General features: G+C 28.1%; 24 protein-coding genes. 22 read left to right on the top strand and 2 right to left on the bottom strand.

Going from position 1 to position 25,995, the window contains the following annotated elements; all coding sequences use genetic code 11:
* The first annotated feature begins 37 nt into the window (after positions 1–37).
* From C7U54_RS00690 to C7U54_RS00745, 13 genes are all read left to right on the top strand, one after another.
* Positions 38–499: a GNAT family N-acetyltransferase gene (locus C7U54_RS00690; protein WP_158548268.1), complete on the top strand. Its 462-nt coding sequence runs from the start codon at positions 38–40 to the stop codon at positions 497–499.
* Between the two features lie 77 nt (positions 500–576).
* Positions 577–969, top strand: coding sequence for a hypothetical protein (locus tag C7U54_RS00695; protein WP_048923348.1), 393 nt, complete (start codon positions 577–579; stop codon positions 967–969).
* A gap of 70 nt (positions 970–1,039) precedes the next feature.
* On the top strand, positions 1,040–1,705 hold the full coding sequence (locus C7U54_RS00700; RefSeq protein WP_048923347.1) for a response regulator transcription factor: 666 nt from the start codon (positions 1,040–1,042) through the stop codon (positions 1,703–1,705).
* A complete protein-coding gene (locus C7U54_RS00705; RefSeq protein WP_107028934.1) occupies positions 1,693–2,646 on the top strand; it encodes a sensor histidine kinase in 954 nt (317 codons plus the stop codon). Before C7U54_RS00700 ends, C7U54_RS00705 begins: the two co-directional genes overlap by 13 nt.
* A gap of 54 nt (positions 2,647–2,700) precedes the next feature.
* The gene (locus tag C7U54_RS00710) at positions 2,701–5,004 is read left to right on the top strand and encodes an ABC transporter permease (protein ID WP_107028935.1); all 2,304 of its coding nucleotides are present in this window, start codon (positions 2,701–2,703) and stop codon (positions 5,002–5,004) included.
* A gap of 1 nt (position 5,005) precedes the next feature.
* The gene (locus tag C7U54_RS00715) at positions 5,006–5,689 is read left to right on the top strand and encodes an ABC transporter ATP-binding protein (RefSeq protein ID WP_107028936.1); all 684 of its coding nucleotides are present in this window, start codon (positions 5,006–5,008) and stop codon (positions 5,687–5,689) included.
* Positions 5,690–5,868: 179 nt separating this feature from the next.
* On the top strand, positions 5,869–6,039 hold the full coding sequence (locus C7U54_RS14510) for a hypothetical protein (protein WP_022002849.1): 171 nt from the start codon (positions 5,869–5,871) through the stop codon (positions 6,037–6,039).
* A 4-nt stretch (positions 6,040–6,043) separates the two neighbouring features.
* Positions 6,044–6,424: a cupin domain-containing protein gene (locus C7U54_RS00720; RefSeq protein WP_107028937.1), complete on the top strand. Its 381-nt coding sequence runs from the start codon at positions 6,044–6,046 to the stop codon at positions 6,422–6,424.
* A gap of 311 nt (positions 6,425–6,735) precedes the next feature.
* Positions 6,736–9,321, top strand: a complete 2,586-nt coding sequence (locus tag C7U54_RS00725) for a PRD domain-containing protein (RefSeq protein ID WP_107028938.1) — start codon at positions 6,736–6,738, stop codon at positions 9,319–9,321.
* Positions 9,318–9,626, top strand: a complete 309-nt coding sequence (locus tag C7U54_RS00730; RefSeq protein ID WP_048923341.1) for a PTS lactose/cellobiose transporter subunit IIA — start codon at positions 9,318–9,320, stop codon at positions 9,624–9,626. The genes C7U54_RS00725 and C7U54_RS00730 overlap by 4 nt, the downstream gene beginning before the upstream one ends.
* 11 nt (positions 9,627–9,637) lie before the next feature.
* Positions 9,638–11,275, top strand: a complete 1,638-nt coding sequence (locus C7U54_RS00735; protein ID WP_107028939.1) for a PTS lactose transporter subunit IIBC — start codon at positions 9,638–9,640, stop codon at positions 11,273–11,275.
* Entirely contained in the window at positions 11,275–12,681 is a 1,407-nt protein-coding gene (gene lacG, locus C7U54_RS00740; protein WP_193448595.1) for a 6-phospho-beta-galactosidase, read from the top strand. Before C7U54_RS00735 ends, lacG begins: the two co-directional genes overlap by 1 nt.
* A complete protein-coding gene (locus tag C7U54_RS00745) occupies positions 12,681–13,331 on the top strand; it encodes an HAD family hydrolase (RefSeq protein ID WP_107028941.1) in 651 nt (216 codons plus the stop codon). Before lacG ends, C7U54_RS00745 begins: the two co-directional genes overlap by 1 nt.
* Before the next feature lie 215 nt (positions 13,332–13,546).
* Here the strand turns inward: C7U54_RS00745 and galE are convergent, their stop codons facing one another.
* Entirely contained in the window at positions 13,547–14,524 is a 978-nt protein-coding gene (gene galE / locus C7U54_RS00750) for a UDP-glucose 4-epimerase GalE (RefSeq protein WP_107028942.1), read from the bottom strand.
* 150 nt (positions 14,525–14,674) lie between these two features.
* Here galE and C7U54_RS00755 point away from each other — a divergent pair, with 150 nt between their 5' ends.
* The 3 genes from C7U54_RS00755 to C7U54_RS00765 are packed head-to-tail and all read left to right on the top strand — an operon-like array spanning position 14,675 to position 18,457.
* Positions 14,675–16,165 (top strand): UDP-glucose--hexose-1-phosphate uridylyltransferase, encoded by a 1,491-nt coding sequence (locus tag C7U54_RS00755; RefSeq protein WP_107028943.1) that lies wholly within the window; start codon positions 14,675–14,677, stop codon positions 16,163–16,165.
* Positions 16,165–17,439 carry a galactokinase gene (locus tag C7U54_RS00760; protein WP_107028944.1) on the top strand — a complete coding sequence of 425 codons (1,275 nt, stop codon included), beginning with the start codon at positions 16,165–16,167 and terminating at the stop codon, positions 17,437–17,439. The genes C7U54_RS00755 and C7U54_RS00760 overlap by 1 nt, the downstream gene beginning before the upstream one ends.
* A 1-nt stretch (position 17,440) precedes the next feature.
* Positions 17,441–18,457 carry an aldose epimerase family protein gene (locus C7U54_RS00765; protein ID WP_022002845.1) on the top strand — a complete coding sequence of 339 codons (1,017 nt, stop codon included), beginning with the start codon at positions 17,441–17,443 and terminating at the stop codon, positions 18,455–18,457.
* Between the two features lie 17 nt (positions 18,458–18,474).
* Here the strand turns inward: C7U54_RS00765 and C7U54_RS00770 are convergent, their stop codons facing one another.
* The gene (locus tag C7U54_RS00770) at positions 18,475–19,455 is read right to left on the bottom strand and encodes a LacI family DNA-binding transcriptional regulator (protein WP_107028945.1); all 981 of its coding nucleotides are present in this window, start codon (positions 19,453–19,455) and stop codon (positions 18,475–18,477) included.
* 128 nt (positions 19,456–19,583) lie between these two features.
* On the opposite strand from C7U54_RS00770, the gene C7U54_RS00775 reads away from it, so the two are divergent.
* From C7U54_RS00775 to yqeK, 6 genes are all read left to right on the top strand, one after another.
* A complete protein-coding gene (locus C7U54_RS00775) occupies positions 19,584–22,451 on the top strand; it encodes an insulinase family protein (RefSeq protein ID WP_107028946.1) in 2,868 nt (955 codons plus the stop codon).
* Positions 22,452–22,465: 14 nt separating this feature from the next.
* Positions 22,466–23,209, top strand: a complete 744-nt coding sequence (locus tag C7U54_RS00780; RefSeq protein ID WP_107028947.1) for an alpha/beta hydrolase — start codon at positions 22,466–22,468, stop codon at positions 23,207–23,209.
* Between the two features lie 11 nt (positions 23,210–23,220).
* Positions 23,221–24,267 carry a S66 family peptidase gene (locus tag C7U54_RS00785; RefSeq protein WP_107028948.1) on the top strand — a complete coding sequence of 349 codons (1,047 nt, stop codon included), beginning with the start codon at positions 23,221–23,223 and terminating at the stop codon, positions 24,265–24,267.
* A gap of 73 nt (positions 24,268–24,340) precedes the next feature.
* Positions 24,341–24,943, top strand: coding sequence for a methyltransferase domain-containing protein (locus tag C7U54_RS00790; RefSeq protein ID WP_107028949.1), 603 nt, complete (start codon positions 24,341–24,343; stop codon positions 24,941–24,943).
* A 6-nt stretch (positions 24,944–24,949) separates the two neighbouring features.
* Entirely contained in the window at positions 24,950–25,375 is a 426-nt protein-coding gene (locus tag C7U54_RS00795) for a GNAT family N-acetyltransferase (RefSeq protein ID WP_107028950.1), read from the top strand.
* A 9-nt stretch (positions 25,376–25,384) separates the two neighbouring features.
* Positions 25,385–25,966: a bis(5'-nucleosyl)-tetraphosphatase (symmetrical) YqeK gene (gene yqeK, locus C7U54_RS00800; protein ID WP_107028951.1), complete on the top strand. Its 582-nt coding sequence runs from the start codon at positions 25,385–25,387 to the stop codon at positions 25,964–25,966.
* Positions 25,967–25,995 lie beyond the last annotated feature (29 nt).

A 25,995-nucleotide genomic window follows, 5' to 3' on the forward strand; every position in this document is an offset into this window, starting at 1 on the left:
TCCTTAATAAAGGATTTTTTTGTTTATGGAGAAGAATATGATTAAATTAGTACAACCACAAATAACAGATTTAAAATATAGAAAAAAATTATTAAAAGATAAAAAGACAATGGCTTTTAATAAAATCAATGGGGGAACTGTTGATTTTAATGAAAAAATATGGAAGTCTTGGTATCAATTATGGATGAATGATACTAAACATTATTATGCTTATGTTTATGATGATGAAATAAAAAAATATATTGGTGAAGTATCTTATTATTTTGAAGAAGAATATCGAGAATATGTTTTAAATATTATCATTGAATATCCTTATAGACATTTAGGAAAAGGAAAAGTTGCTTTAGAACTTTTATGTAAACAAGCTAAAGAAAGTGGTCTACGCTTTTTATGTGATGATATTGAAACAAATAATCCAGCTAAAAATCTTTTTCTTGATATAGGCTTTAAAGAAGTTTGGGCAAGAGAAAATATTACAATGTTGAAAAAACGTCTTTAGAACCATTTTGGTTCTTTTCTTTTCACAAGATTTACACATCTATTTTATATACTTAAATAAAGGAAGGGTGAAGTCTTATGAAAAAGAAGTTAGACATGTATTTGATTTATCTTATTTATATTTTTGAATTAATTTATACAATGAGTGCCATGTATTTTAATAATTCGATAGTAACACATAAAATAGAAATCTTTGAAAATATCTATCAAATCGCTTATTGTATGATTTTTATTGTAGGAATTCTTTATATTTTGTTGCTTATTTATAAAGTAGGGCATCATGAAAGTATTGATTTAAAGAAAAATACAGGTTTATTATTTGGAATCGTTTTTATGGATCTTGTATTATATGGCTTTTTTATTATTCCTATGTTAGTAAGTTCACCTGCTATGAAAATGGTTTGTATTTGTTTTTTAATACATTTACTTATTTGTATTAAAGAGAAACAATTATTTGTTTTAGAAAAATAATTTTAAGATGAAAGTGACTGCTTTCATCTTTTTTTCATTTAAGCATGGTATGATAGAGATGGTGATAATTATGAAAAAAATATTAATTGTAGAAGATGATGAAAGTATCGCAGATTCTTTAAAGGAAATGTTGGAGCATAAGGATTATATTGTGGAAGTTTCTTATTCTAAAAAAGAAACTTTAGAGAAATTAAATGAATATATTGATCTCATTCTTTTAGATATTCAATTACCTGATGGTAATGGAATTTCTTTATGTAAAGAAATTAAAGAAAAGTATGAGGTGCCTATTATTTTTTTAAGTTGTTTAAGTGATGAAGAAACTATTGTAAGGGGATTAAACGAAGGTGGCGATGATTATGTATGTAAGCCTTTTGGTATTAAAGAACTTTGTGCCAGAATTGAATGTAACCTTAGAAAAGTAACAAAGCAACAAGGGGTTTACTATATAGATGATTTAATTATTGATACGTTAAAACATAAAGTTTTTAAAGATAATAAGGAATTAGAATTGAGTACGATTACTTTTGCTTTATTAGTGGCTTTGGTAGAAGGTCATGGAAGGGTGCTTACCAGAGATTATTTATTAATGTTGATTGAAGATATAACGGGGCATGTAGTGGAAGATAATACGTTAACAGCTCATTTAAAAAGATTAAGACAAACATTAGGAGAATATCAAAATCGAAAATATATTGAAACATTAAGGGGTGTAGGGTATCGATGGAAAATATAAAAAAAGAAAAGAATAATCATGTTTGTCTGATTATTTCATTTGTATTAATGATTGTTGTAGAAATCTATTCTTTTTTGGTAAGTAATATTTTTAATGTCTTTATTTTTACAAGTATTCTTTTTTATTTTTTGGAACAAAAAAATAAAAAGAAACAAATGAATTATTTAATACAGTGTTGTGATGCCATTATTGAACAAAAAGATTTTTCTATCATTGATGGTGAATCCAAAGAAAGTTTATTATCTAATAAATTATTTTTACTTAATAAAAGATATCATCAATCCTTAAAAGCTATCAAAAAAGAACAGCTAAAACTAAAGGATTATATCGAAGATATCTCTCATCAATTAAAAACACCAATTACTTCTATCCGTATACAAACAGAACTTTTACTTGAAGAAAATCAAAATAAAAAACTCTATGCAATAGAACATCAAATACAACGAATACAACTTTTAGTCAATGACTTACAAACCATCGCCTTATTAGATTCTCATAATATCCAATATTGTTTTAAAGAATATGATTTACAAATGCTTATTGATGAAATAGAAGAAGATCTAGACTACCTAAATCCGCAAATTCATTTAAATAAAAATATAAAAGTATTATGTGATGAAAAATGGTTTATAGAAGCATTAGAAAATATTATTAAGAATTGTTTAGAAAAAAATTCTACATCCCTTTCTATTTTTGCTTATAAAAATGAAACAACTTTAAAAATGATGATTCAAGATCAAGGAAATGGTTTTAAGGAAAAAGATCTTCCTTTTTTATTTCAAAGATTTTATCGTGGGGAAAATTCAAAAGGGACAGGATTAGGGCTTTATATAGCTAAAGAAATAATAGAGGCTCATCACGGTTTTATTAAAGCTTATAATCAACAAGGTGCTTGCTTTGAAATTGTACTTCCTCAAATGAAAATGAAGAAAAAAATCTAATTTCACTTAGTTTTCACGATTGAACTATAAGATAAAGTTAGAGGAGGAAAGAATATGTCACATACGATCAATATGCTCGCAAAAAGAAATATTCAAAAGTATAAAAAGCATTATCTTATTGTTTTAATCGTTCTTTTAATTGTTTCTACTTTTATTTTTTCAAGTTCTTTTATTGTTGATAATCTGTATCAGATGAAAAAGAATTATCATATTTCAACCTATGGTTCTTGGTATACACGAATAGAAAATATTGATGAACAAACTCAAAAAGGAATTGAAATCTACAGCAAAGACTATTTTAAAGATATTATTAAATATGGTTATGTAGATTTTCAAGGAAAATATGATAATTACCAAGTAGGTCATATTGAAAAGAATATTTATTCATTGTGTCGAGTAAAAATTATTAAAGGAAGAAAAATACAAAATGATCAAGAAATTTTAATCAATCAAAAAGTTTCTAAAAAGTATAAACTTTATGATCAAATAGAAATAGAAGGAAAAAATTATACGATTGTTGGTATTTTACAAACCGCCAATAAAAACTTACCTGATATTTATACAAACTTAGAGACGTATCAAACAAAAGATTATTATTCGAATATGTCTGTTTTATCAGATAATCATTATATTCAATTTAATGATGGAAATAACTATCAAGAAATAGAAATTCATTATGATTATAATCCTTATGGTTATGATCAAAATGAAATTCATAATCAAGTAGAAAAAGCAACCAATCAGCTCCAACAAATGTTTGAATTTATTATAATTACACTTTTTGTTTTATTCGCTTTAACTTCTACTTCCCTAAAGAAGAGAATGAAAGAAATGGCTCTTTATCGAGGAATAGGAATGACAACGAATCAATTAATGATGATGGTCATGCAAGAAAACATGCTGATTTCTTTTCTTTCTATTTTAATAGGATTGTTAATAGGTGTATGTGTATCTTTAGGTTATCTCTATCTTCAAAGTAAAACCTATCATACATTTATTTATCAAATTTCATTTAAAGAAATATTATTTTTAGTATTGGTATTGATGAGTTGTATTTTTATAACGGTTCTCATTCCCATTTATTCAAGCTCTAAGAATGCTTTGGCAGGTACTTTTGATAGCAAAAAGTTTAATTATATTCAAGTAAGATATAAAAAATTAAAAAAACAAACACTTGCTTCCTTAAGTGCGAGAGAGTTATGGGCAAATAAAAGAATGAATATCTGTTTTTATGTATTTGTTTTAATACTTTCTTTATATGGACTTGTTTATTTCTATCAAGGACATCCCATTCAAACAAAAGATCAAAATGAACAAAGTCAGGTAGAACTTATGATGGCAACTCAAAAAGAAGCAAATTTATTTTTAAAAGAATTTTCTCAAAATGACATTATTATTAATCATCATTATATTGATGAAGGAATAACTATGACTTATCGAGAAATTCCTCAATCTGTTTATAAACTTTACCAACTTTATTATTATCAAAGTAATAAAGATGATTTAAAAGGAAGATTTCCTCAAAAAAGTCATGAAATTGTCGTAGGTAATCATTTTAATCATGTTATTCTTTCAAAAGAACGGTATCCAAATCTTAAAGTTGAAGCGAATCAAGTAACTTTTAAAGGGAAAAAATATCAAGTAGAAAATTCAACATCTTCTCATGGTGATCAAGGAAATTATTTAGGAGATGACAATTATGAGATTGCTCTTGATGAAGTAAAACTCAATGAAAAAGTGATAATTGCAGGTGAAGAATATACCATTGTTGGAATCAATGAAAATGAATATTATAATGATTCAATGATTTATATGTTTGAAGATGATTTAAAACGATTCAATACAAGTGATGAATATTATTCAGGATATCATTGGTATCCAATAAAAGATGTTATAAAAGTAGAAAAGTTCATGAAAAAACATTATAAAGCAAGAGTTTATGAAATGGTAACAAGTGATGAACTTTCAGTAAGTTTGTTTTCTACATTAAATATTCCTAAACATCTTTTAATACTTGCATTAGCTGTAGGTTTTATTTTAATGATGTTTTTAAATTACAATCATATTGAAAATAATTATCAAGATTATTTTATGTATCATGTTATAGGTTTAAGTTATCGGGAAATTAAAATAAAACAAGTATGGAAATCAATAAAAATGTTTTTATATACACTTATTCCTTGTGGTTTTTATGAGTTGATTTTATTAAGAGGAAGTATCGATCATTATTTCCCAATAGCGCAATTAATACTTTTAGTAGGGATTATTTTTCTAGTTTATTTATGTGTTTATAATATTCCTTTATTAATTGTTTTAAAAGCACATCAAAATGAAGAAATAAGAAAGGAAGATGACTAATATGAATGTTATTTTAGAAGCAAAAGATATTGTTAAAACATATGGTTATGAAGATAATAAAATTTATGCAACTAATCATATTGATTTACAAATAGAAGAAGGCTCTTTTATAGTTATTGTTGGAAGAAGTGGAAGTGGAAAAAGTACACTTCTTCATATCTTGGCAGGTTTAGTAAAACCAACAAAAGGAGAAGTTTATTTAGAAGGAAAGTCTCTTTATGAAATGAATGATCATACTTTAACGCGTTTTAGACGAAGAAGAATGGGTTTTGTCTTTCAATTCTTCAATCTTATTTCCACACAAAATGTTTTAGAGAATATAGTTTTACCAATTCATTTAGATGATGGCGAGATTGATGATGATTATTTAAATGAAATTATTAATCTATTAGGTCTAGAAGAAAAGAAGAATTCTTTTATTTATGAACTTTCAGGAGGACAACAACAAAGAGTTGCCCTTGCAAGAGCGCTTGCAAGTAAACCAGCGATTATTTTCGCGGATGAACCTACGGGAAACCTCGATGCTAAAAGTTCTAAAGAAGTTGTTGATTTATTAAAAATCGCCCAAAGAAAATATCATGAAACAGTTATTTTAGTAACTCATGATCAAGAAATTGCCTCTATTGCTGATCGCGTTATTACGATTGAAGACGGAAAAATTATTCAAGATACAAATCATATTTAAATACGTTTATTTGTGGTTTAACTAAAGATAAAAACATCTTTAATATTTTCTTTTTGTTAGAGTAGGGCTATGGAGGAAAGTTATGGATGATTTAACGATTTATGAAACAGAAATAATTGTTGTAAAAATGGACGAAGAGTCCATTTTTTTGATAGAATAGAGAAAAGGAGAGAATGATTATGGAAGTAACAATTAATGGTGTAAAAAAAGAAGTTAGCAAAGAAGAAATGAAAGATCGTGTGATTGGATATTATGATGCAGTAGGGATCAAACATTTTTATTTAGAAGTTGATGAAATGGATGATGAAGAATTAAAGGCTTTATATGTAAATTCATTTGCGAGAGAATAATTGTATGAAATTAATTAGGAAAGATCAGGCGATTCATGTAGATAAAACAAACGGCACAGAAGTGGACTATTATTTATTAGATGATGCCGAAATTCATTATAATAAAATCAATCCTCATACTTCACAAGAGTGGCATAGACATCGTCATATTTCAGAAAACATTTTTGTTTTAAAAGGAGAACTTGTTTATCGTTATTTGGATAAAACAAATAAGGAACAATATTTAAAACTAAAACAGGGAAATTTACTTTTGGTTGAAAAAGATATACATACTTTTGAAAATCAAACAGATGAAGTTGTAGAATTTATTGTGTTTCGGTATCTTCCTTCTTATAAAAATCAAAGAGAATTGATTCAAAACGATAAAGAAATGATTAAAAAATAAGATAAGTGATAGTTTTTGTAGATTGAAAATAAAAAAAATAGCGTATAAAGGAACTGTTATTATAAAAATAGCAGTTTTTTTATTAATTTTAATAGTGTATAAATTATATTATATGATTTATACAGTGTATGAAATACTGTGATTTTATCATCAATAGTGTATAATAAATGTATAAAACAATAAAACGAATCTATACAGTATATGAAAAACTGTTCTATAGTGTATAAAAATAAAGAATATTAGGGATTTGTAAGCCCTAACAAAATACTTTATAGTTGTAAGCGGTTAGAACGGTTGTAACGGAGGACAACATGAAAACAAAAAAAGAAATACTTTTAGAATTTATTAAAGAATATTCAAACCAATATCAAATGGAAGAATATCCCCAACTAACAACTTTGTTTCTATCCGAAAAATTGAATATGCAGCGAACAAATATTTCAACTCTTTTGAATCAATTAGTAAAAGAAGGAAAAGTAAAGAAGATTGATGGAAGACCTGTTTTATATCAACTGGTTTTTAATGAAAATGAAAAACGTGATTTTGAAAGTTTAATTGGTCATGATCAATCTTTAAAAGAAGCTATTATGCTAGCAAAAGCTGCCATTTTATATCCTTCTGTTTTACCTAAGATTCTCTTAACTGCAGAAAGAGGAAGTGGTATTGATTGTTTTGTAAAGAGTATTTATGAATTTGCTGTAAAGTCAAAAGTATTAAAAAATAATGCACCTTATATTATTTTTGATTGTCAATCTTATAGTGAAAATCAAAATAAAATAAAAGACATCTTTTTAGAAAATCAAGGTTTAATTCAAAAAGCAAATACAGGATTACTTTTTTTGAAAAATGCACATTTATTAGATGATTACTTATTATCTGATTTCTTACAATCAATGCAACATCTTGCAACAAATGATAAGTATAAATGTATTTTCATTTGTCATATTGATTCACTTCAAAAAATAACATCCTATACGCTTATGAATGAATTGGATTACACGATTTCTATTCCACCCTTAAAATCAAGAAGTTTAAAAGAAAGATTTGATTTAATAGAGATGTTTTTAAACCAAGAAGCAAAACAAATTCAATGTTCTATTCAACTCGCAAATACTGTTTTACATTCTTTAATGCTTTATGAATGTTCGGGACAAATTAAAGAATTAAAAAATGATATTCATAATGCTTGTGCTAACAGCTATGTACGTATTCAAAAAAATGAAAGACACATTGAATTACTTCTCTCTGATTTTCCAAATCATGTAAGAAAAGGGATGATTTATTACAAACACTATAAAGATGAAATTGATGAACTTGTTTCATCAAATAGTCAATATACATTTACAGGTGATCAAGTATTAAAAAGTACAGCTCTACAAAAAGAACATATTTATTCAACGATAGACGAAAAGAAAAAAGAATTAAAGAAACAACAATTAACACAAGAAGAAACGGATTCTTTAATTCTTGTAGAATTAAAAAAAGATTTTCAAGAATATTTTTATCGTATTACTGAAAATATTTATTCAAAAGAACAATTAGAAAAAATAGTATCATTAAAATTAATACAGGATGTAGAAGATTTTTTAAATCAAATGTCTAATCAATATAATATACTTTTTGAAACAAAAACTTTATATGGATTAGCCTTACATATTGATACAGCGATTATTCAGACTTCTAAAAAACAAAGACTATCACCTAAAGAAAAAAATGACTTTATTCAACAATTTCCAGAATATTATAAACAAACACAGCAATTTATTAAAAAAATTAATGATGATTTTGGAATACACCTTCCTAATGATGAAGTTATTATGGTGATGTTGTTTCTTATTTGTGGGCAAGAAGAAATACATCATCAAGAAGTTGTCACACTTATTGCGATGCATGGAGAACATACGGCAACCTCTATTGTCGATGTTGTTAAAAAATTAAGTGGAAAGAAATCAATATATGGCTATGATTTAAAATTAGATCAAACAATTAATGAATCTTATGAAGAATTGAAAGAATATATTTTACATATTCATCAAGGAAAAGGAATGATTCTTATTTATGATATGGGTTCTATTCGTACAATGGCAGAATCAATAAAGATTGAGCTTAATATCGATATTGAATTTTTAGAAATACCATTAACACTTATTGCGATGACGAGTGTTAATAAAGCACATGAATTATTATCGCTTAATGAAACATATCAATATTTACAAGAACATTTTAAAGATCTTCAATATGTAAGAAACAATAGTCAAAAAGAAGCGCTTGTATTGATTTCTTCGCTAGAAAGTGAATTAGTACAGGCAAAGAATTATCTTTTAGAACATTTTGATTTGAAAGATATTGAAATTTTCTTGATTCAAGAAAGTCAAATTGAATCTATTTATAATCGTATTGATCAAATTGCTAGTCAATATAAAATTAAAGGACTTATTTCTAGACAAGAAATACACTTATCACAATATACAATGATTCCACTTTCAAATGTTTATAAATTAAATGCCAAGAGTTTAGATGATTTATTTACTGATGAAGATGATTTAGAAAATTTATTTGATTATCTACAAGAACAATTTGAAGATATTCAAATAGAAGATTTAAAACAACCATTGATCCATTTTGCAAATAAACTTGAAATCATTTTAAATCAAAAAATAGATTATGATACACTTATTGGATTGTTAATTCATATTATATGTTTAATTGATCGTTTGAAAAAACATCTTTCACCAGCTGTTCATTTTCAAGCAGCAAGTGATATTCTAACAAAAGATAGAAGTACTGTTGAAAAAGTGAAAGAAATTCTTTTACCAATAGAACAAATATGTCGTATTACTATTAGTGATGTAGAAGCTGCAACCATTATTTCAATTATAAAGGGGAAAGAACAATGACAAAAGAAGAAGCAAGTATGATTGGTTTTGAAATTGTAGCTTATTCAGGAGATGCAAGATCTAAATTATTATTAGCAGTTGAAAATGCAAAAACAGGAAATTTTGATAAATGTGATCAATTAATTGAAGAAGCCAATGCGTGTTTAGTTGATGCACATAAATCACAAACAGAATTATTACAACAAGAAGCACGTGGTAACCACGTAGAAGTTGGCTTTATTACGGTTCATGCACAAGACCATTTAATGACAACTTTATTATTAAAAGATATTATTTCAACACTCATTGATGTTTATAAAAAATAAGGAGAATGTGTATGGATGCAATTATTAAGCCAATTGAAAAAATGAAACCATTTTTTGATAAAGTGGCAAGAAATAAGTATTTAAAAGCAATTAAAGATGGTTTTATTTCAAGTATGCCAATTATTTTATTTTCAAGTATCTTTCTTTTAATTGCTTATGTTCCAAATGTTTTTGGTTTTTATTGGTCAAAAGAAATAGAAACAATCATTATGAAACCTTACAACTATTCTATGGGAATCTTAGCGATTGCTGTAGCAGCAACAACGACAAAGCATTTTACAGATACTTTAAACCGTGAAATGCCAGCGAATAACCAAATTAATAGTATTTCAACAATGATTTGTGCCATTTGTGGTTTTCTAATTTTAAGTAGTGATGCTTTAGAAGGTGGCTTTGCAAGTGAATTTATGGGCTCAAAAGGGTTACTTACAGCCTTTATGACAGCTTTTGTTGTAGGGGGTATTTATAAATTCTGTATTAAACGTAATATTACGATCAAAATGCCTGAACAAGTACCACCAAATTTATCTCAAACATTTAAAGATGTTATTCCATTTGCTTTTTCAATGATTATTATTTGGCTATTTGATTATCTTTTTAGAATGGCTACAGGTATTTGTTTTGCTAAAGGGGTTATTCAAGTATTCCAACCACTATTTTCAGCCGCAGATGGTTATGTCGGTTTAGCACTTATTTATGGAGCAATGTCTTTATTCTGGTTTATTGGCGTTCATGGACCATCAATTGTAGAGCCAGCAATTTCAGCAGCATTAGTTTTAAATATGTCTACCAATTTAGCTGCTGTTCAAGCAGGACAACATGCTGATAAAGTTTTAACTTTAGGAGCACAATATTTTGTTGTTTGTTTAGGGGGTACAGGAGCAACTCTTGTTATCTGTTTGATGTTTGCTTTCCTTGCTAAATCAAAAGAATTAAAAGCAATTGGAAAAGCAAGTTCGATTCCAGTACTATTTAATGTTAATGAACCTTTCTTGTTTGGGGCACCAATTGTTTTAAATCCAGTATTCTTTGTACCATTTATTTTTGCTCCAATCGCTAATGTTTGGTTATTTAAAATCTTTGTAGATGTTTTTAATATGGATGGTTTCATCTATACGCTTCCTTGGACAACACCAGGACCTCTTGGAATTATACTTGGATGTGGTATTAAATTATTACCTGTTATTTTCTTGGTGATCGTTTTAGTAATGGATTTTGTTATTTATTATCCATTCTTTAAAGTTTATGATAATCAAAAATTAGAAGAAGAAAAAAACAATCACTTTGAAGTAAAAGAAGATGACAGTGTTGAAGTTGATGGAAAAGTATTAGATTCTAAAAAAATTCTTGTATTATGTGCTGGTGGTGGAACAAGCGGTTTACTTGCCAATGCCCTTGCTAAAGGTGCTAAAGAAGAAGGAATTCCATTAGTTACAGCTGCCGGTTCTTATGGAGCACATTTAGATATTATGGGTGATTATGACCTTGTTATTTTAGCTCCACAAGTAGCTTCTTATTACGAAGATTTAAAGAAAGATGCAGATCGTATGGGTGTTAAATGTATTGCTTGTGAAGGAAAACAATATATTGATTTAACACGTAATCCAAAAGGTGCTTTAGAATTTGTGTTTAAGATTATGGGGGAATAATGATGAGATTTGCAAATGATTTTATTTTTGGTGGGGCTACAGCAGCCTATCAATGTGAAGGAAGTACAAGAGAGTATGGGAAAGGAAAAGTTGCTTGGGATGACTTTTTGGCAGAAAAAGGTCGTTTTCAAGCAAATCCAGCAAGTGATTTTTATCACCAATATCCTGTTGATTTAAAATTATGTAAGATGTTTGGAATTAATGGTATACGTATTTCTATTGCCTGGAGTCGTATTTTTCCTGATGGTACAGGAAAAATCAATCAACAAGGTGTTGATTTCTATCATCAATTATTTAAAGAATGTCATAAAAAAGGGGTAGAACCATTTGTTACATTACATCATTTTGATACACCAAATACTTTATTTCAAAAAGGTGATTTTTTAAATAAAGAAACAGTTGATGCTTTTGAAAAATATGCAAGTTATTGTTTTGAAGAATATAAAGATGAAGTAACCTATTGGTTTACTTTTAATGAAATTTGGGCAGTTTGTACAAATCAGTATATTGAAGGAACTTTTCCAAATGGAGAAAAGTATAATATGACAAAAGCATTTCAATCAATGCACTATATGATGCTTGCTCACAGTAAAGCAGTATTAGCTTATAAAAAAGGTGACTATAAAGGAAAGATAGGAATTGTTCAATCGTTAGAATATAAATATCCTTATAATGAAAATAAATTAGAAGATATTATTGCAGCGAAAAATGAAGATGTTTTACAAAATCAATTCTTATTAGATGCCACTTTTTTAGGATATTACAGTGATGAAACTTTAAAAATTGCACAAAAATTATGTGCCCTTAATCAAGGAATGCTAGATATTGAAGAATCTGATTTAGAAATTATGAAAAAAGCCGCTAAAGAAAATGACTATTTAGGAATGAATTATTATCAAAGCCGTTTTATCCAAGCTTACGATGGTGAAAATGATATCTATCATAACGGTACAGGGGAAAAAGGAACTTCTCGTTTCCGCTTAAAAGGTGTAGGAGAAAGAATGAATAAAGAAGGTATTGATCGTACAGATTGGGATTGGTTGATTCATCCTGAAAGTATGTTTGATATGCTTGTGCGTATTAAACAACAATATCCACAATATAAAGCAATTTATATTACTGAAAATGGAATGGGTTATAAAGATGATTTTGAAGATGGTATTATTGATGATACACCACGTATTGATTATGTAAGAAGACATCTTTATTACTTGTTAAAAGCGATTGAAGCGGGTGTTAATGTTAAAGGATATTTTATATGGTCATTGATGGATATGTTTTCTTGGACAAATGGTTATAATAAAAGATATGGATTATTTTATATTGATTATAAAACGCAAAAAAGATATCCAAAAGCTTCAGCTTATTGGTATAAATACATTTCACAAACAAAGGAATTGTTTTAATGATAAAAGGTGTTATCTTTGATTTTAACGGAACGTTGTTTTTTGATAACGATAAACATGTCAAAGCCTGGGGTGCGATATCAAGGCTATTAAGAAATAAAGATATTACAGATGAGGAACTTCATAAACATTTTAATGGAGTTCCTAATCAAAAAATAATCCAATACATGAAAAATAACCAAGCAACAAAAGAAGATATTGACTATTATTCAAAATTAAAAGAGAAATACTATCGACAATTTTGTAAAGAAGATCAAGCTACATTCCATCTAGTTGAAGGAAGCTATGATTATTTTAAACAACTTAAAGAACAAAAAATTCCTTTTACAATAGCTAGTGCATCTATTAAAGAAAATATTGATTTTTTTGTTGAATCATTTCATTTAGATAAGTGGATGAAAGTAGATGATATTATTTATGATAATGGAACATATCAAAATAAAATAGCGATGTTTAAAGATGCCGCTTTAAAATTGAATGTTAATATTAAAGATTGTTTAATTGTTGAAGATTCTAAAAGTGGTATAGAAAATGCTTATCAAGCAGGATGTAGACAAATTATTGTTGTAAATTCTGCAAATAATAAAAAAGAATATGAAAAAATGCCTGGAGTTATAAAAGTAATCGATGATTTTAAAGAACTTTTATAATACCTCCGGGTATTTTAATTAAAAGGAAAATGAGGATGTTATACAGTCTTGGTTTTCCTTATTTTGTTTGTGTCACTTGTGTTGGTCTTGCTTATTTTGATACTTGATTCATGCACGTTATAAATGGATTGAAAAGTACCTATTCTATTTTAAATTCTTTAGTATATTTCAAAATAAAAACCTCCAAAGTTACTAACTTGGAGGTATAGTTCATTTTATTTACTGTTTTTTAAATGGAAATTCCATGCTGTTTGAATAATTTGTTTAATATCAGTGTATTGAGGATGCCAACCTAAAATTTCTTTAGCCTTAGAATTATCAGCAACTAATTTAGCGGGATCACCAGCTCGACGAGGTGCCATTGTGACATGGATTGGAAGTTGAGTCACTTCTTTGGCAGCGTTGATAATTTCTAAAACAGAATAGCCTTCACCATTTCCTAAATTAAATGTTTGACTTGGATTTCCTTGATATAAATAATTTAAAGCTCTAATATGTGCATCTGCTAGGTCATTTACATGAATATAATCACGAATACATGTTCCATCTTTTGTATCATAATCATTTCCAAAAACATAAATTGTTTCACGTTTTTTTAATGGTACTTGTAAAATTAATGGGATTAAATGGGTTTCAGGGTTATGTAATTCACCAATTAGACAATTTTCATGAGCACCACAAGCGTTAAAATAACGTAAAGCAACATATTTCATGCCATAAGCTTGATCGCACCACTTCATCATCTTTTCCATTGCTAATTTTGTTTCCCCGTAGGTATTTGTAGGATTTGTTTTATCACTTTCTGTGATTGGAATCTGTTTAGGTTCACCATAAGTGGCCGCAGTAGATGAAAAAACAATATATTTAACACCATGTTCTTTCATAACTTCTAATAAACAAATCATGCCATAAACATTGTTGTTGTAATATTCAAGTGGTTCTTTCATGCTTACTCCAACTAAAGAATTTGCTGCAAAATGAATAACACCTTTAATGTCTTCTTTTTCAAAGACATTATTTAAAAATTCCTTATCACGTAGATCTCCTTGATAAAATTTTGCTTTAGGATGAATCAATTGTTTAAAACCTGTTTGCAGATTATCAACGATAACAACATCTTCTCCTTTTTCGATTAATGCATAAACTGTATGAGAGCCTATATAACCAGCTCCTCCTAATACTAAAACACTCATTTTTAGTCCTCCTTGATGACTTTATTCTATACTTTTAGTAAAACATAGTCAATAAATTAGTAAAACATTTACTAAAATTAGTAAAATTATTTGACATTATTTACTAAAATGATACAATAAGTATAGAAAGAAAGCGGAGGAAAGAATAAAATGAATCATCAAATTAATCGACTTATTCATTTTGGTTTACAACATCATTTAATTAGTGAAGATGATGAAATTTATGCAGTGAACTTATTATTAGATTTATTTCATTTAGATCATTTTACTAAAGAAGAAATTAATGAAAAATTAGAAGTGGCGACAGATATTTTAGAAGAAATGTTAGATTATGCTTGTCAAGAAGGCCTCATTGAAAATAATATTACAGAACGAGATCTTTTTGATACACGCATTATGAATTGTTTAATGCCTCGTCCAAGTGAAGTGATTCAAACATTTAAAGAGTATTATAAAGAAGATTCTAAAAAAGCAACAAAGTATTTCTATGATTTATCTATTGCATCGAATTATATTCGAAAAACAAGAACAGATAAAAATATTCGTTTCAAACAATTTTATAAATATGGTGATATTGAAATTACCATTAATTTATCTAAACCAGAAAAAGATCCAAAAGAAATTATGAAGGCAAAGACAATCAAAGCTAGTGGTTATCCAAAATGTCTTTTATGTAAAGAAAATGTGGGCTTTGCAGGAAATTTTAATCATCCCGCAAGACAAAATCATCGTATTATTCCGTTAACGTTAAATGGACATCGCTATTACATGCAATATTCACCTTATGTTTATTATAATGAACATTGCATTATTTTTAATGAAAACCATCAACCAATGGTCATTAATGAAAATACGTTTAGATCATTATTTTCATTTGTTAAACAATTTCCACATTATATGTTAGGTTCAAATGCAGATTTACCAATTGTAGGAGGATCTATTTTAACACATGACCACTATCAAGGAGGACATTATAACTTCCCAATAGAAGAAGCAACAGTTGTTAAAGATATTTCTTTAGATAAATATCCTGATTTACAAATCAGTGTTTTAAATTGGCCTTTATCAACCATTCGTGTACGTTCAACAAATGATGAACAAATGATTCGATTTGCCTTAGATACTTTAAATAAATGGATCAATTATTCTCATGAAAAATTGGATATTATCGCTTATAGCCATGAAACAAGACATAATACCATTACTCCAATTGTAAGAAAGAAAAATGGATTGTATGAAATGGATCTTGTTTTAAGAAACAATCGAACAAGTGAAAAATATCCTGATGGTATTTTCCATCCTCATCAAAATTTACATCATATTAAAAAAGAAAATATTGGTTTAATTGAAGTCATGGGACTTGCGGTTTTACCAGCAAGATTAAAAGAAGAATTAGAAATTTTAAAAGAATGTTTATTAGGAAAAAAGAATATTTTAGAAATTTCAAATATGCAAAAACATGTGGCGTGGTATAATGAATTAAAGAGTCATGATTTTAATGAAGATACAGTGGATCAATTACTTAAAGAAGAATTAACACATAAATTCGTTAATGTATTAGAAGATGCAGGTGTCTTTAAAATGAATGAAGAAGGAAAAGAAGCTTTTATTAAATTTGTAGAAATGGTAGGAGAAAAATAATGAAAAAAGCAAGTTTAGTGATTAAAGAAATTCAAGAAGGAAGTTATAATGATATTTTAAAAGTAGTCTATATTGATGAAAATCGTATTGAAAAACAACCTCAAAGATATGTAGAAGCCATTGAAAAATTTATTTCACTTTATGGAGATCAGGAAATTGAAATCTATAGTACACCAGGAAGAAGTGAAGTGAGCGGAAATCATACGGATCATCAAAATGGTGAAGTTTTAGCGGCAGCCATCAATTTAGATATTATTGCGGTTGTTTCTAAAAATGATGTGGTGAAAGTTTTATCAGATGATTATGATTTAAAACCTATTTCTTTAGATGATTTATCGAAAAATGAAAATGAAGTAGGAACATCTGAAGGATTAATGAGAGGCGTTCTTGCTCGTTTTAAAGAATTAGGTTATGACATTGGTGGATTTAACGGCTATATGACAAGTGATGTTTTACAAGGTTCAGGGTTATCTTCATCAGCAGCCTTTGAAGTCATGATTGGAACTATTCTTTCAGGTCTTTATAATGAAATGAAAGTCGATCCTGTCGTGATTGGACAAGTGGGACAATATAGTGAAAATGTATATTTTGGAAAACCATGTGGTTTAATGGATCAAAGTGCTTGTTCAGTAGGAAGTTTGATTCATATTGATTTTAAGGATAATAGTAAACCTGTTGTCGAAAAAGTAGATGTTGAGTTTTCTTCATTTAAACATAGTTTATGTATCGTAGATGTCCATGCCTCTCATGCAGATTTAACAGATGATTATGCAGCTGTTCCTTATGAAATGAAAAAAGTAGCTCAATTCTTTGGCAAAGAAGTTTTAAGAGAAGTAGATGAAAAAGATTTTTATAATCAATTAGTAGAAGTAAGAAAAGAAGTGGGAGATCGTGCGATTTTAAGAGCAATTCATTTATTTAATGAAAATAAACGTGTGGAAAAAGCAGTATCTTCTTTAAAAAATAATGATTTTGATACGTTTAGACAAGTTATTAAAAATTCAGGAGATTCTTCATATAAATACTTACAAAACGTTTATTCAAATAAATATCCAGATAATCAAGCTGTTTCTTTAGCCCTTGCTTTATCAGAAGGTATTTTAGAAAACCATGGTGTATGTCGTGTTCATGGGGGAGGATTTGCGGGAACAATCCAAGCCTTTGTAGAAGATGAATACGTTGATCATTATAAAGAAGAAATTGAAAAGTATTTTGGTGAAGGTTCTTGTCATGTTTTAAAAGTAAGAAAATTTGGTGGAATGAAGGTACTTTAAGATGATTAAAATTGAGAAAGTAGAAAATAATATTGATTTAATTACAATCAAAAATGATGAATTAGAAGTTGTTGTTTCTAATTATGGATGTACGCTTGTTAAAGTGTTGATGAAAGATCAAGCAGGAAATGTTGATGATGTGGTTTTAGGATATGATGATTTTAAATCTTATCAAACATTAGATGCCTATATTGGGGCGCTTGTTGGAAGAGTAGCTAATCGTATTAAAAAAGGAACTTTTGAATTAAACGGTCAAACTTATCATTTACCAATTAATAATGGACCTAACTCCTTACATGGAGGAATCAAAGGCTTTTCTTATCAAGTATTTGATTATCAAGTGCTTGATGAAACAAGTGTTGAATTCCATTATGTTTCTAAAGATGGGGAAGAAGGATATCCTGGTGAGTTAGATTTTAAAGCAATTTATTCACTTGAAGGAGATACACTTACCATGCATTATCATGCAACTACTTCGAAAGATACGCTTATTAATATTACGAATCATTCGTATTTTAACTTATCTGGCAAAAAAGAAAATGTGTATCAACATTTATTAAAAGTTCACGCTGATCGTTTTGCTTGCATTGATCCTGATGGACTTCCTACAGGTGAAATAAAAGATGTCAAGGGAACATCCTTTGATTTCAATGAATTTGCTTATATTGGAGATCGTGTCGATAATGATGATGAACAATTACAACTTGGTAAAGGATTTGATCATCCAATGATCTTTAATACAAAAGAAAACCAAGTTGAATTAGTTCATGAAAAAACAGGAAGAAAATTAACCGTTTCAACGACTTTACCACAAGCACAAATCTATACAGCAAATTATTTAGATGGACGTCTTGGTAAATATGGACAACATTACAATGCCCGTGATGCCATTTGTATTGAAACACAAAATATGCCGGATGCGATTCATCTAGAAGAAAACCCAAGTACGATTTTAAAAGCAGGCGACACTTATGACGAAAAAACATCTTATAAATTTGAAGTGATAAAAAATCTCTAGAGAAAATCTAGAGATTTTTAAATACACGAATTTCTTTCGATTAAAAAACAAGGTAAAAGAATTTTGATTGGTGAAATATTTTCATTATGTTTAAAAGCATCAAAGAGTTGTCTAGCTGCCATAAAGCCCATATCAAATGTTGGCGCAAAGACTGTTGTAAGCGGTGGATCGGTATAATTGGTTGTTTCAATATTATCAAAACCAATAATCGATACCTCCTCTGGTATTTTGATGTCATATTGTTTTAAAGCACGCATGACACCAATGGCGATAGGATCGCTTGCCGCAAAAATGGCGGAAGGAAGTTTCTTGTTTTTAATAAGTTCATAAGTCATATTAAAACCAGATTCAATTGAAAACGTTTCTTCGCTTATGAAATAATCAATGTTGTATTCTTTACAATAGCGTTCAAAATATTCTTTTCTTTGATCATGATAGAGCTTATCATGAATTATTTCTTTACCACCTAAATAAGCAATTGAAGTATGTTTTTGACTTAAATAAGAAACCACATCTTTAACTGCATTTTTAAAATCAAGTAAAATACAACATTCATGAATAGGATCAATATTCATATCTAAAAAAATAACATTTGAACATATCTTTTTATAAGTTTCAATATCTTCTTGACTATATTTTCCAATACAAACTAAACCTTGAATATCTTCTAATTGATTTAAATAATCAACATCTGTTTTAAAAACACGTTTGATAGCAATCTTGTTTTTAAAACAATATTCTTCTACTCCTTGACGAATACTTAAATAATAAGGATCATTGGATTCTTCAATAGGAGATATCCATTGAATGATTCCTAATGTCATCACTGTATCATAGACTTTTTTATTTTTCTTTTTATAACCAAGCTGATTAGCTGCATCAAGGACACGTTGTCTTGTTTCTTTAGGAACAGACAAAGTAGGGTCATTATTTAAAATACGCGAAACACTGGCGCTGGATACTTTCGCTAATTCAGCAATATCTTTTATTGTTGCCATAAAAACCTCCATTCTATAGCTATTTTATCATTTAGTAAATTTGAAATCAATGTTTACTAAAATATTGTCTTCGTTTACAAAATGTCTATTCAAAGGTAAAATAAGGTGTAAAGAAATGAGGTAGTACAATGAAAATAAATGAATCAAAACATGGCTTTGTCGTTAAAAAAAGGGTAGAAGTCAGTGAACTTAATGCAACAATGTATGAAATGGAACATATAAAAACCCATTTAAAACTTGCTTGGTTAAAACGTGATGAAGAAAATAAAACATTTGGTATTGCGTTTAAAACCTTACCAAGTGATGATAGTGGGGTTTTTCATATTTTAGAACATTCGGTCTTATGTGGTTCTAAAAAATACCCTGTTAAAGAACCTTTTGTAGAATTAATGAAAAGTTCAATGAGCACTTTTTTAAATGCCTTGACCTTTGAAGATAAAACCTTTTATCCTATTTCATCTAGAAATAATCAAGATTTTATGAATCTAACAAAAGTTTATTTAGATGCAGTTTTCAATCCTTTGATTTTAAATAAAAAAGAAATATTTTTACAAGAAGGCTGGCATATTGAAGCTACAGAAAGCCCAACTTATAAAGGGGTTGTTTTAAATGAAATGAAAGGGGCTTTTTCAAGTCCTCGTGAAATTATGATGAATGCGTTGAATCGAGCTTTATTTAAAGACAACTGTTATCAATATGTTTCAGGAGGTGATCCTGAAGCTATTACCGGTTTAACCTATGAACAATTTATCCAAACTTATCAAAAATATTATCATCCTTCGAATGCCTTTGTCTTTTTAGATGGAGATGTCCCACTTGATGATGTTTTAGAACTTTTAAATCAAGAATATCTTTCATCAATGGAAGCTAATTTACCAATAGAAGGACCAATTTATCAACAACCTGTTCAAGTTTCTAGACGAGTGGTAGATTATGAAATAGGGGAAGAAGAAAACGCTGAAAATAAATATCGCATGGCATGGGGAAATGTGATTGGAAGTTATCAAGACTATGAAAAAGTTATTGCAATGCAAGTATTAAGTGATGTTTTATGTGGTGATAACCAGGCAGTTTTAAATAAAGTGCTTTTAGAAAAAGGACTTGCTGAAAATGTTTATTTAGCAATTAATGATGGTGAATTACAAAATTGGTGTCAATTAGAAGTTGATCATATAAAAGAAGAAAACTTAGATCAAGTTAAAGAAATTGTTTTTGATACGCTTCAAACATTGATTAAGAAAGGTATTGATCGTCAACAACTTGATGCAACACTTGCTTATTTAGAATTAAATTTAAAAGAAAGAAATTTTGGTGGTTATCCTCAAGGAATTATTTTCGGATTTCAAGTGTTAGAAAGCTGGCTTTATGGAGGAAAACCAGAAGCCCATTTAGAATATGGAAAGATCTTTGATGATTTGAAAAAGAAAGTAAATGAAGGGTATTTTGAAAATCTTATCAAAGAAGTTCTTTTAGAAAATAATCATAGTTGTGAAATTGTTTTAAAACCTTCAAAAGAGTTAGGAAAGATTCGTCGTGAAAAAAAAGAAAAGACATTAACAAATGTTTTAAATTCTATGACAGATGTTCAAAAACAACAATTACAAATAGAACAAAAACAATTAGATGCTTTCCAACAAGCACCAGACACTTTAGAAAACTTAAATACTTTACCAAAATTAAATCTTGAAGATATTGAAGCAAAAGTACAAAAGATTCCTTCAAAGTTGATAGATTTAGAAGGATGCAAAGTTTTAAAACATCCAACAGAAACCAATGGTATTTATTATTATGCTCTTTATTTTAATATAGATCATTTAGATTTAGATCAAATTAGTACCTTATCTTTTATATGTTCCTTATTAGGAAATGTCGCTACAACAAAACATAGTGCTAAAGATCTTTCTACAAAGATTCGACTTCTTTGTGGAACAATGAATTATTCTATTAATACATATGAAACAACTAATAAAGAAAATCAAGTTTACTTCAAAGCTTCATTTTCTACTTTAGAAGAAAATGAAAAAGGAGCTTTACAACTTCTTGTTGAAATCTTACAAGAATCTGTTTTTGATCAAGAAAAAATGATTCGTGATATTTTAAAACAACGTATTATTTCATTAAAACAAGCGATTACTATGTCAGGACATAGTTTATCTATGAAAAGAGTTTTAGCGATGGTAAGTTCTTCGGGTGTTATTGATGAATATAGTAGTGGAATTGCTTATTATAAATGGTTAAAAGAATTAGATGATCATTTTGATTTTGTTGCTTTAAAACAAAAATTAGAAAGTGTTTATCAAAATGTTTGTTTCTATAATCGTTTAACTTTATCTTTTACTGGAAATGATGATACAAACTTAGAAAAACAAGTTCTTTATTTAAAAGAAACATTAAAAATCTCTGATGCTTTAGAAAAAGCAATCATCAAACCTTTTTCTATTAAAAAAGAAGGAATTATAATTCCTTCAGATATTGCTTATGCCTCTAAAGGAGGTTATCTATTAGAGACTTCTAAAATAACACCACTTGCTTCAAACATTATTTCTTTAGCGTATTTATGGAATGTAGTAAGAGTACAAGGAGGTGCTTATGGTACAGGTTTAGTATCGCGTGCTTCAGGATTTACATGTTGTTATTCTTATCGTGATCCTAGTGGTCAGGAATCTTTAAAGAAATATGAAAAATGTGGAATATTTTTAAAAGACTATTTAAAGGAAAATCATGATTTAACGGGATTTATCATTGGCACACTTTCAGGATTAATGCCACTTATGATGCCTTATAATATTGGTAAATATGGTGATTTGTATTATTTTAATCAAAAAGATGAAAAAGCAAGACAAGAACAATTGGAAGCTATTTTAAATGTAGATAAGGATGAGCTATTAGAAATTGCGAAAGCAATCGATGAAACTTTAGAAAAAGGTGGAATATGTATTATTGGTGGTAAAAATCAAATAGATCAATGTGATCTTGATGAAGTTATTTCATTATAAAAGAGGTGTTTTCAATGTTAGAGAAATATGATGTTTATTTAAGACCATTTAACTGTCAAAGAACATTGCATATTTATTTACCTAATGATTATTATCAAAGTGATGAAAGATATCCGGTTGTTTATATGTTTGATGGACATAATTTGTTTTTAGATAGTGATGCTACTTATGGTAAATCATGGGGCTTAGCTGAATTTTTAAATCATTATGATAAGAAATTGATTATTGTAGGGATTGAATGTAATCATGAAGGAAATGAAAGATTAAGTGAGTATTGTCCTTATAGCTTAAATAGTTGTTATTTTGGACGTGTTCAAGGAAAAGGTATTCAAACATTAGATTGGCTTGTTTATGAATTAAAACCTATGATTGATCAAAAATATAGAACATATCCTTTTAGAGAATGTACAGCCATTGCAGGAAGTTCTATGGGTGGTTTGATGGCATTTTATGGAGTTATCAAATACAACCAATATATTTCTAAAGCTGCTTGTTTGTCACCAGCCTTTGGCTTATGTAAAAAACGTTTAGAAAGAGATCTTCCTCAAAATTTAAATCCTGATACACGTATTTATATGTCTTTAGGAACGGAAGAATTTAAAAGACCACAACGCTTTATTAAAAATATTCAAGAGTTTAATGATTATATTGTATCTCAAGGTGCAACAAGCTATATCAATATAATTCCTGGAGGTCATCATAATGAAACTGAGTGGGAAAAACAAAATGAGTTGTATATGAATGCGATGTGGAAATAAGGAGATAAAAAATGATTAAACCTCAACGTTTAAAAAAAGGAGATAAAGTAGCTATTGTAAGTTTATCGGCAGGAACTTTAGGAGAAAAATGGGCTATTCATCGTTATTATATCGCGAAAGAAAGATTAGAAAATGATTTTGGTTTAAAAGTGGTTGTTATGGAAAATACGTTGAAGGGTATTAAATATCTTGATGAACATCCAGAAGCAAGAGCAAAAGATTTAATGGATGCTTTTAAAGATGATTCTATAAAAGCTGTTTTTAATGCGATTGGTGGAGATGATACGATTCGTTTACTTCCATATATTGATTTTGAAGTTATAAGAAATCATCCTAAAGTATTTACAGGATATTCTGATACAACAATTAATCATTTAATGATGTATAAAGCAGGGTTGGTTTCTTATTATGGATTAGCGGTGCTAACAACTTTATCTGAATATGTCAAAATGGATGATTATTCATTGGAAATGATGAGAAAAACATTATTCGAACCAGTACAACAATTGGAAATATACAAAGCACCTTATTACTACGATGACGATGATGAAATGATTCGATGGGATGAAAACAATATAAATGTTTTACGACAATATCATAAAGATGAAAATGGATATGAGGTCATTCAAGGAAATGGTGTTGTTGAAGGTGAATTGTTAGGTGGCTGTTTGGATACTTTTATAGAGGTTTTAGGAACAGAGTTATGGCCGGATAAAGAAAAATGGAAAGGTAAAATTATGTTTTTAGAAACAAGTGAAGTAGATATGTCAGAATATCAATTAGCTTGGATATTAAGAAATTTCATGGCACAAGGTCTTTTTGATGTGATAAATGGTATTGTTGTTGGTAAACCATCACGAAGAAAAAAATATGAAATTTATAAAAAAGTTTATCAAAGGATTATTGGGATAGAAGCGCATCATCCAGAGCTACCAATTTTATATAATGCTAATATAGGGCATGCACTTCCTATAGCTGTCATCCCTTACGGAGTGCGTTGCCGTTTAGATTTAGATAAAAAGACATTTACACTATTAGAACCTGCATGTAATCTTTAAAAGATAGAGAAAGTGAATCGTTTTACGATGATAAATATAAAATGAATGTGATGTGGAAATAAGGAGATAAAAAATGAAACCATTTTGGGAAGATGAATATTTAAATAAAGAAAAATCAACATTTGGAAATCCAAGTAAAGAGGTTAAAGAATTTGTTCCGTATTTAAAGAAAGATGCAAAGATACTTGATGTGGGTTGTGGCGATGGAAGACATGCTTTATACCTTGCAAGCTTGGGTTTTCAAGTAGATGCATTTGATTTATCAAAAAATGCGATTGAAAAAATAGATTATTTAAAACAAAAGAATAATTTAAATATTCATACATGGGTATGTGATGTGTTAGATTATCCCTTTAGATATTCCTATGATTTAATAATTGTTCATGGTGTTTTACAATTTATTGATAAAACAAAACAACCACAAGTAATAGAGTTGTTAAAGAAATGGACAAATGTAAATGGATATCATGTTATTGCTTTATTTACAGATGAAGAACCTATTCCAGATGATTTAAAAGATGTTATGGTAGGTGTCTTTAAAAATGAAGAAATTAAAGATTATTATATAAACTGGAAAACCCTAATGTTTGAAAATAAAAAATTTCATGATGAACATGAAAATGGTATTAAGCATCTTCATGCTATGAATAAATTAGTGGTAAAGAAAATAGGGTAAGCAAATATGAAAATAAGATTATTTGAAGAAAATGATATAAAACCTATTTATGAATTATTAAAAAATGAATTAGGGTATGAAGTTGATTATAGTTTGTTTGTTTTAAGAGTAGAAGAAATGATTAAAAATAATTATTTGATTAATGTTGCTTGTATAGAAAATAAAGTTGTTGGTTTTATTGGAATAGAAGTAAGTTATGTCTTTGAACTTCCAAAACAAATAATGAGGGTAAATGCTCTTGCTGTTGATAAAAATTATCAAAACAAAGGGATTGGAAAACATCTTATACAAGAGGTTGAAAAATATGCCAAAACAAATAATATGGCTGCGATTACTTTGAATAGTGGGATTTCTAGAAAAACAGCGCATATTTTTTATGAAAAACAAGGATATTCTAAAAAAGGTTATAGCTTTATTAAATATCTAAAATAGGAGTATAAAATGAATATTGGATTATGCGATAAAATCAAAAATCTTTATTTAAAATATCATAAAGAAAAAACATGGAATCATGTAGAGGATGTAGCCAAAGAAGCAAAAAAGCTTGCAATTCAATATCATCTAGATATTGAAAAATGTATGATAGCTGCTTTGTTACATGATATCAGTGCAATCCTTTCACCAGATGATATTTATAAATATGCTAAAGAATTAGGGTATCAAATAGATCCAAGTGAAGAAAAATATCATTTCCTATTGCATCAAAGAATTTCTAAAGAAATTGCATATGGCTATTTTCATATTGAAGATGAAGATATTTTATCAGCAATTGAATGTCATACAACTTTGAAAAAAGAAATAAATGATTATAATAAAATTATTTTCTTGGCAGATAAACTTGCTTGGGATCAAGGAGGAATACCGCCTTATTATCAGCAATTAAAAAATGCAGTCAATATTTCTTTAGATAAAGGATGCTATTGGTTTATAAGTTATCAATTTGAAACACATCAACTTCTTATGCCTCATACTTGGTTATTAGAAGCTTATGAAAAATTAAAACAGACAAATGAAGGCAAATAGTGTCGGGAGAAAATCTTTTTTCTTAACTA

Origin of the sequence: Faecalibacillus intestinalis, from assembly GCF_003024685.1 — a bacterium.
GTDB lineage: Bacteria > Bacillota_I > Bacilli_A > Erysipelotrichales > Coprobacillaceae > Faecalibacillus > Faecalibacillus intestinalis.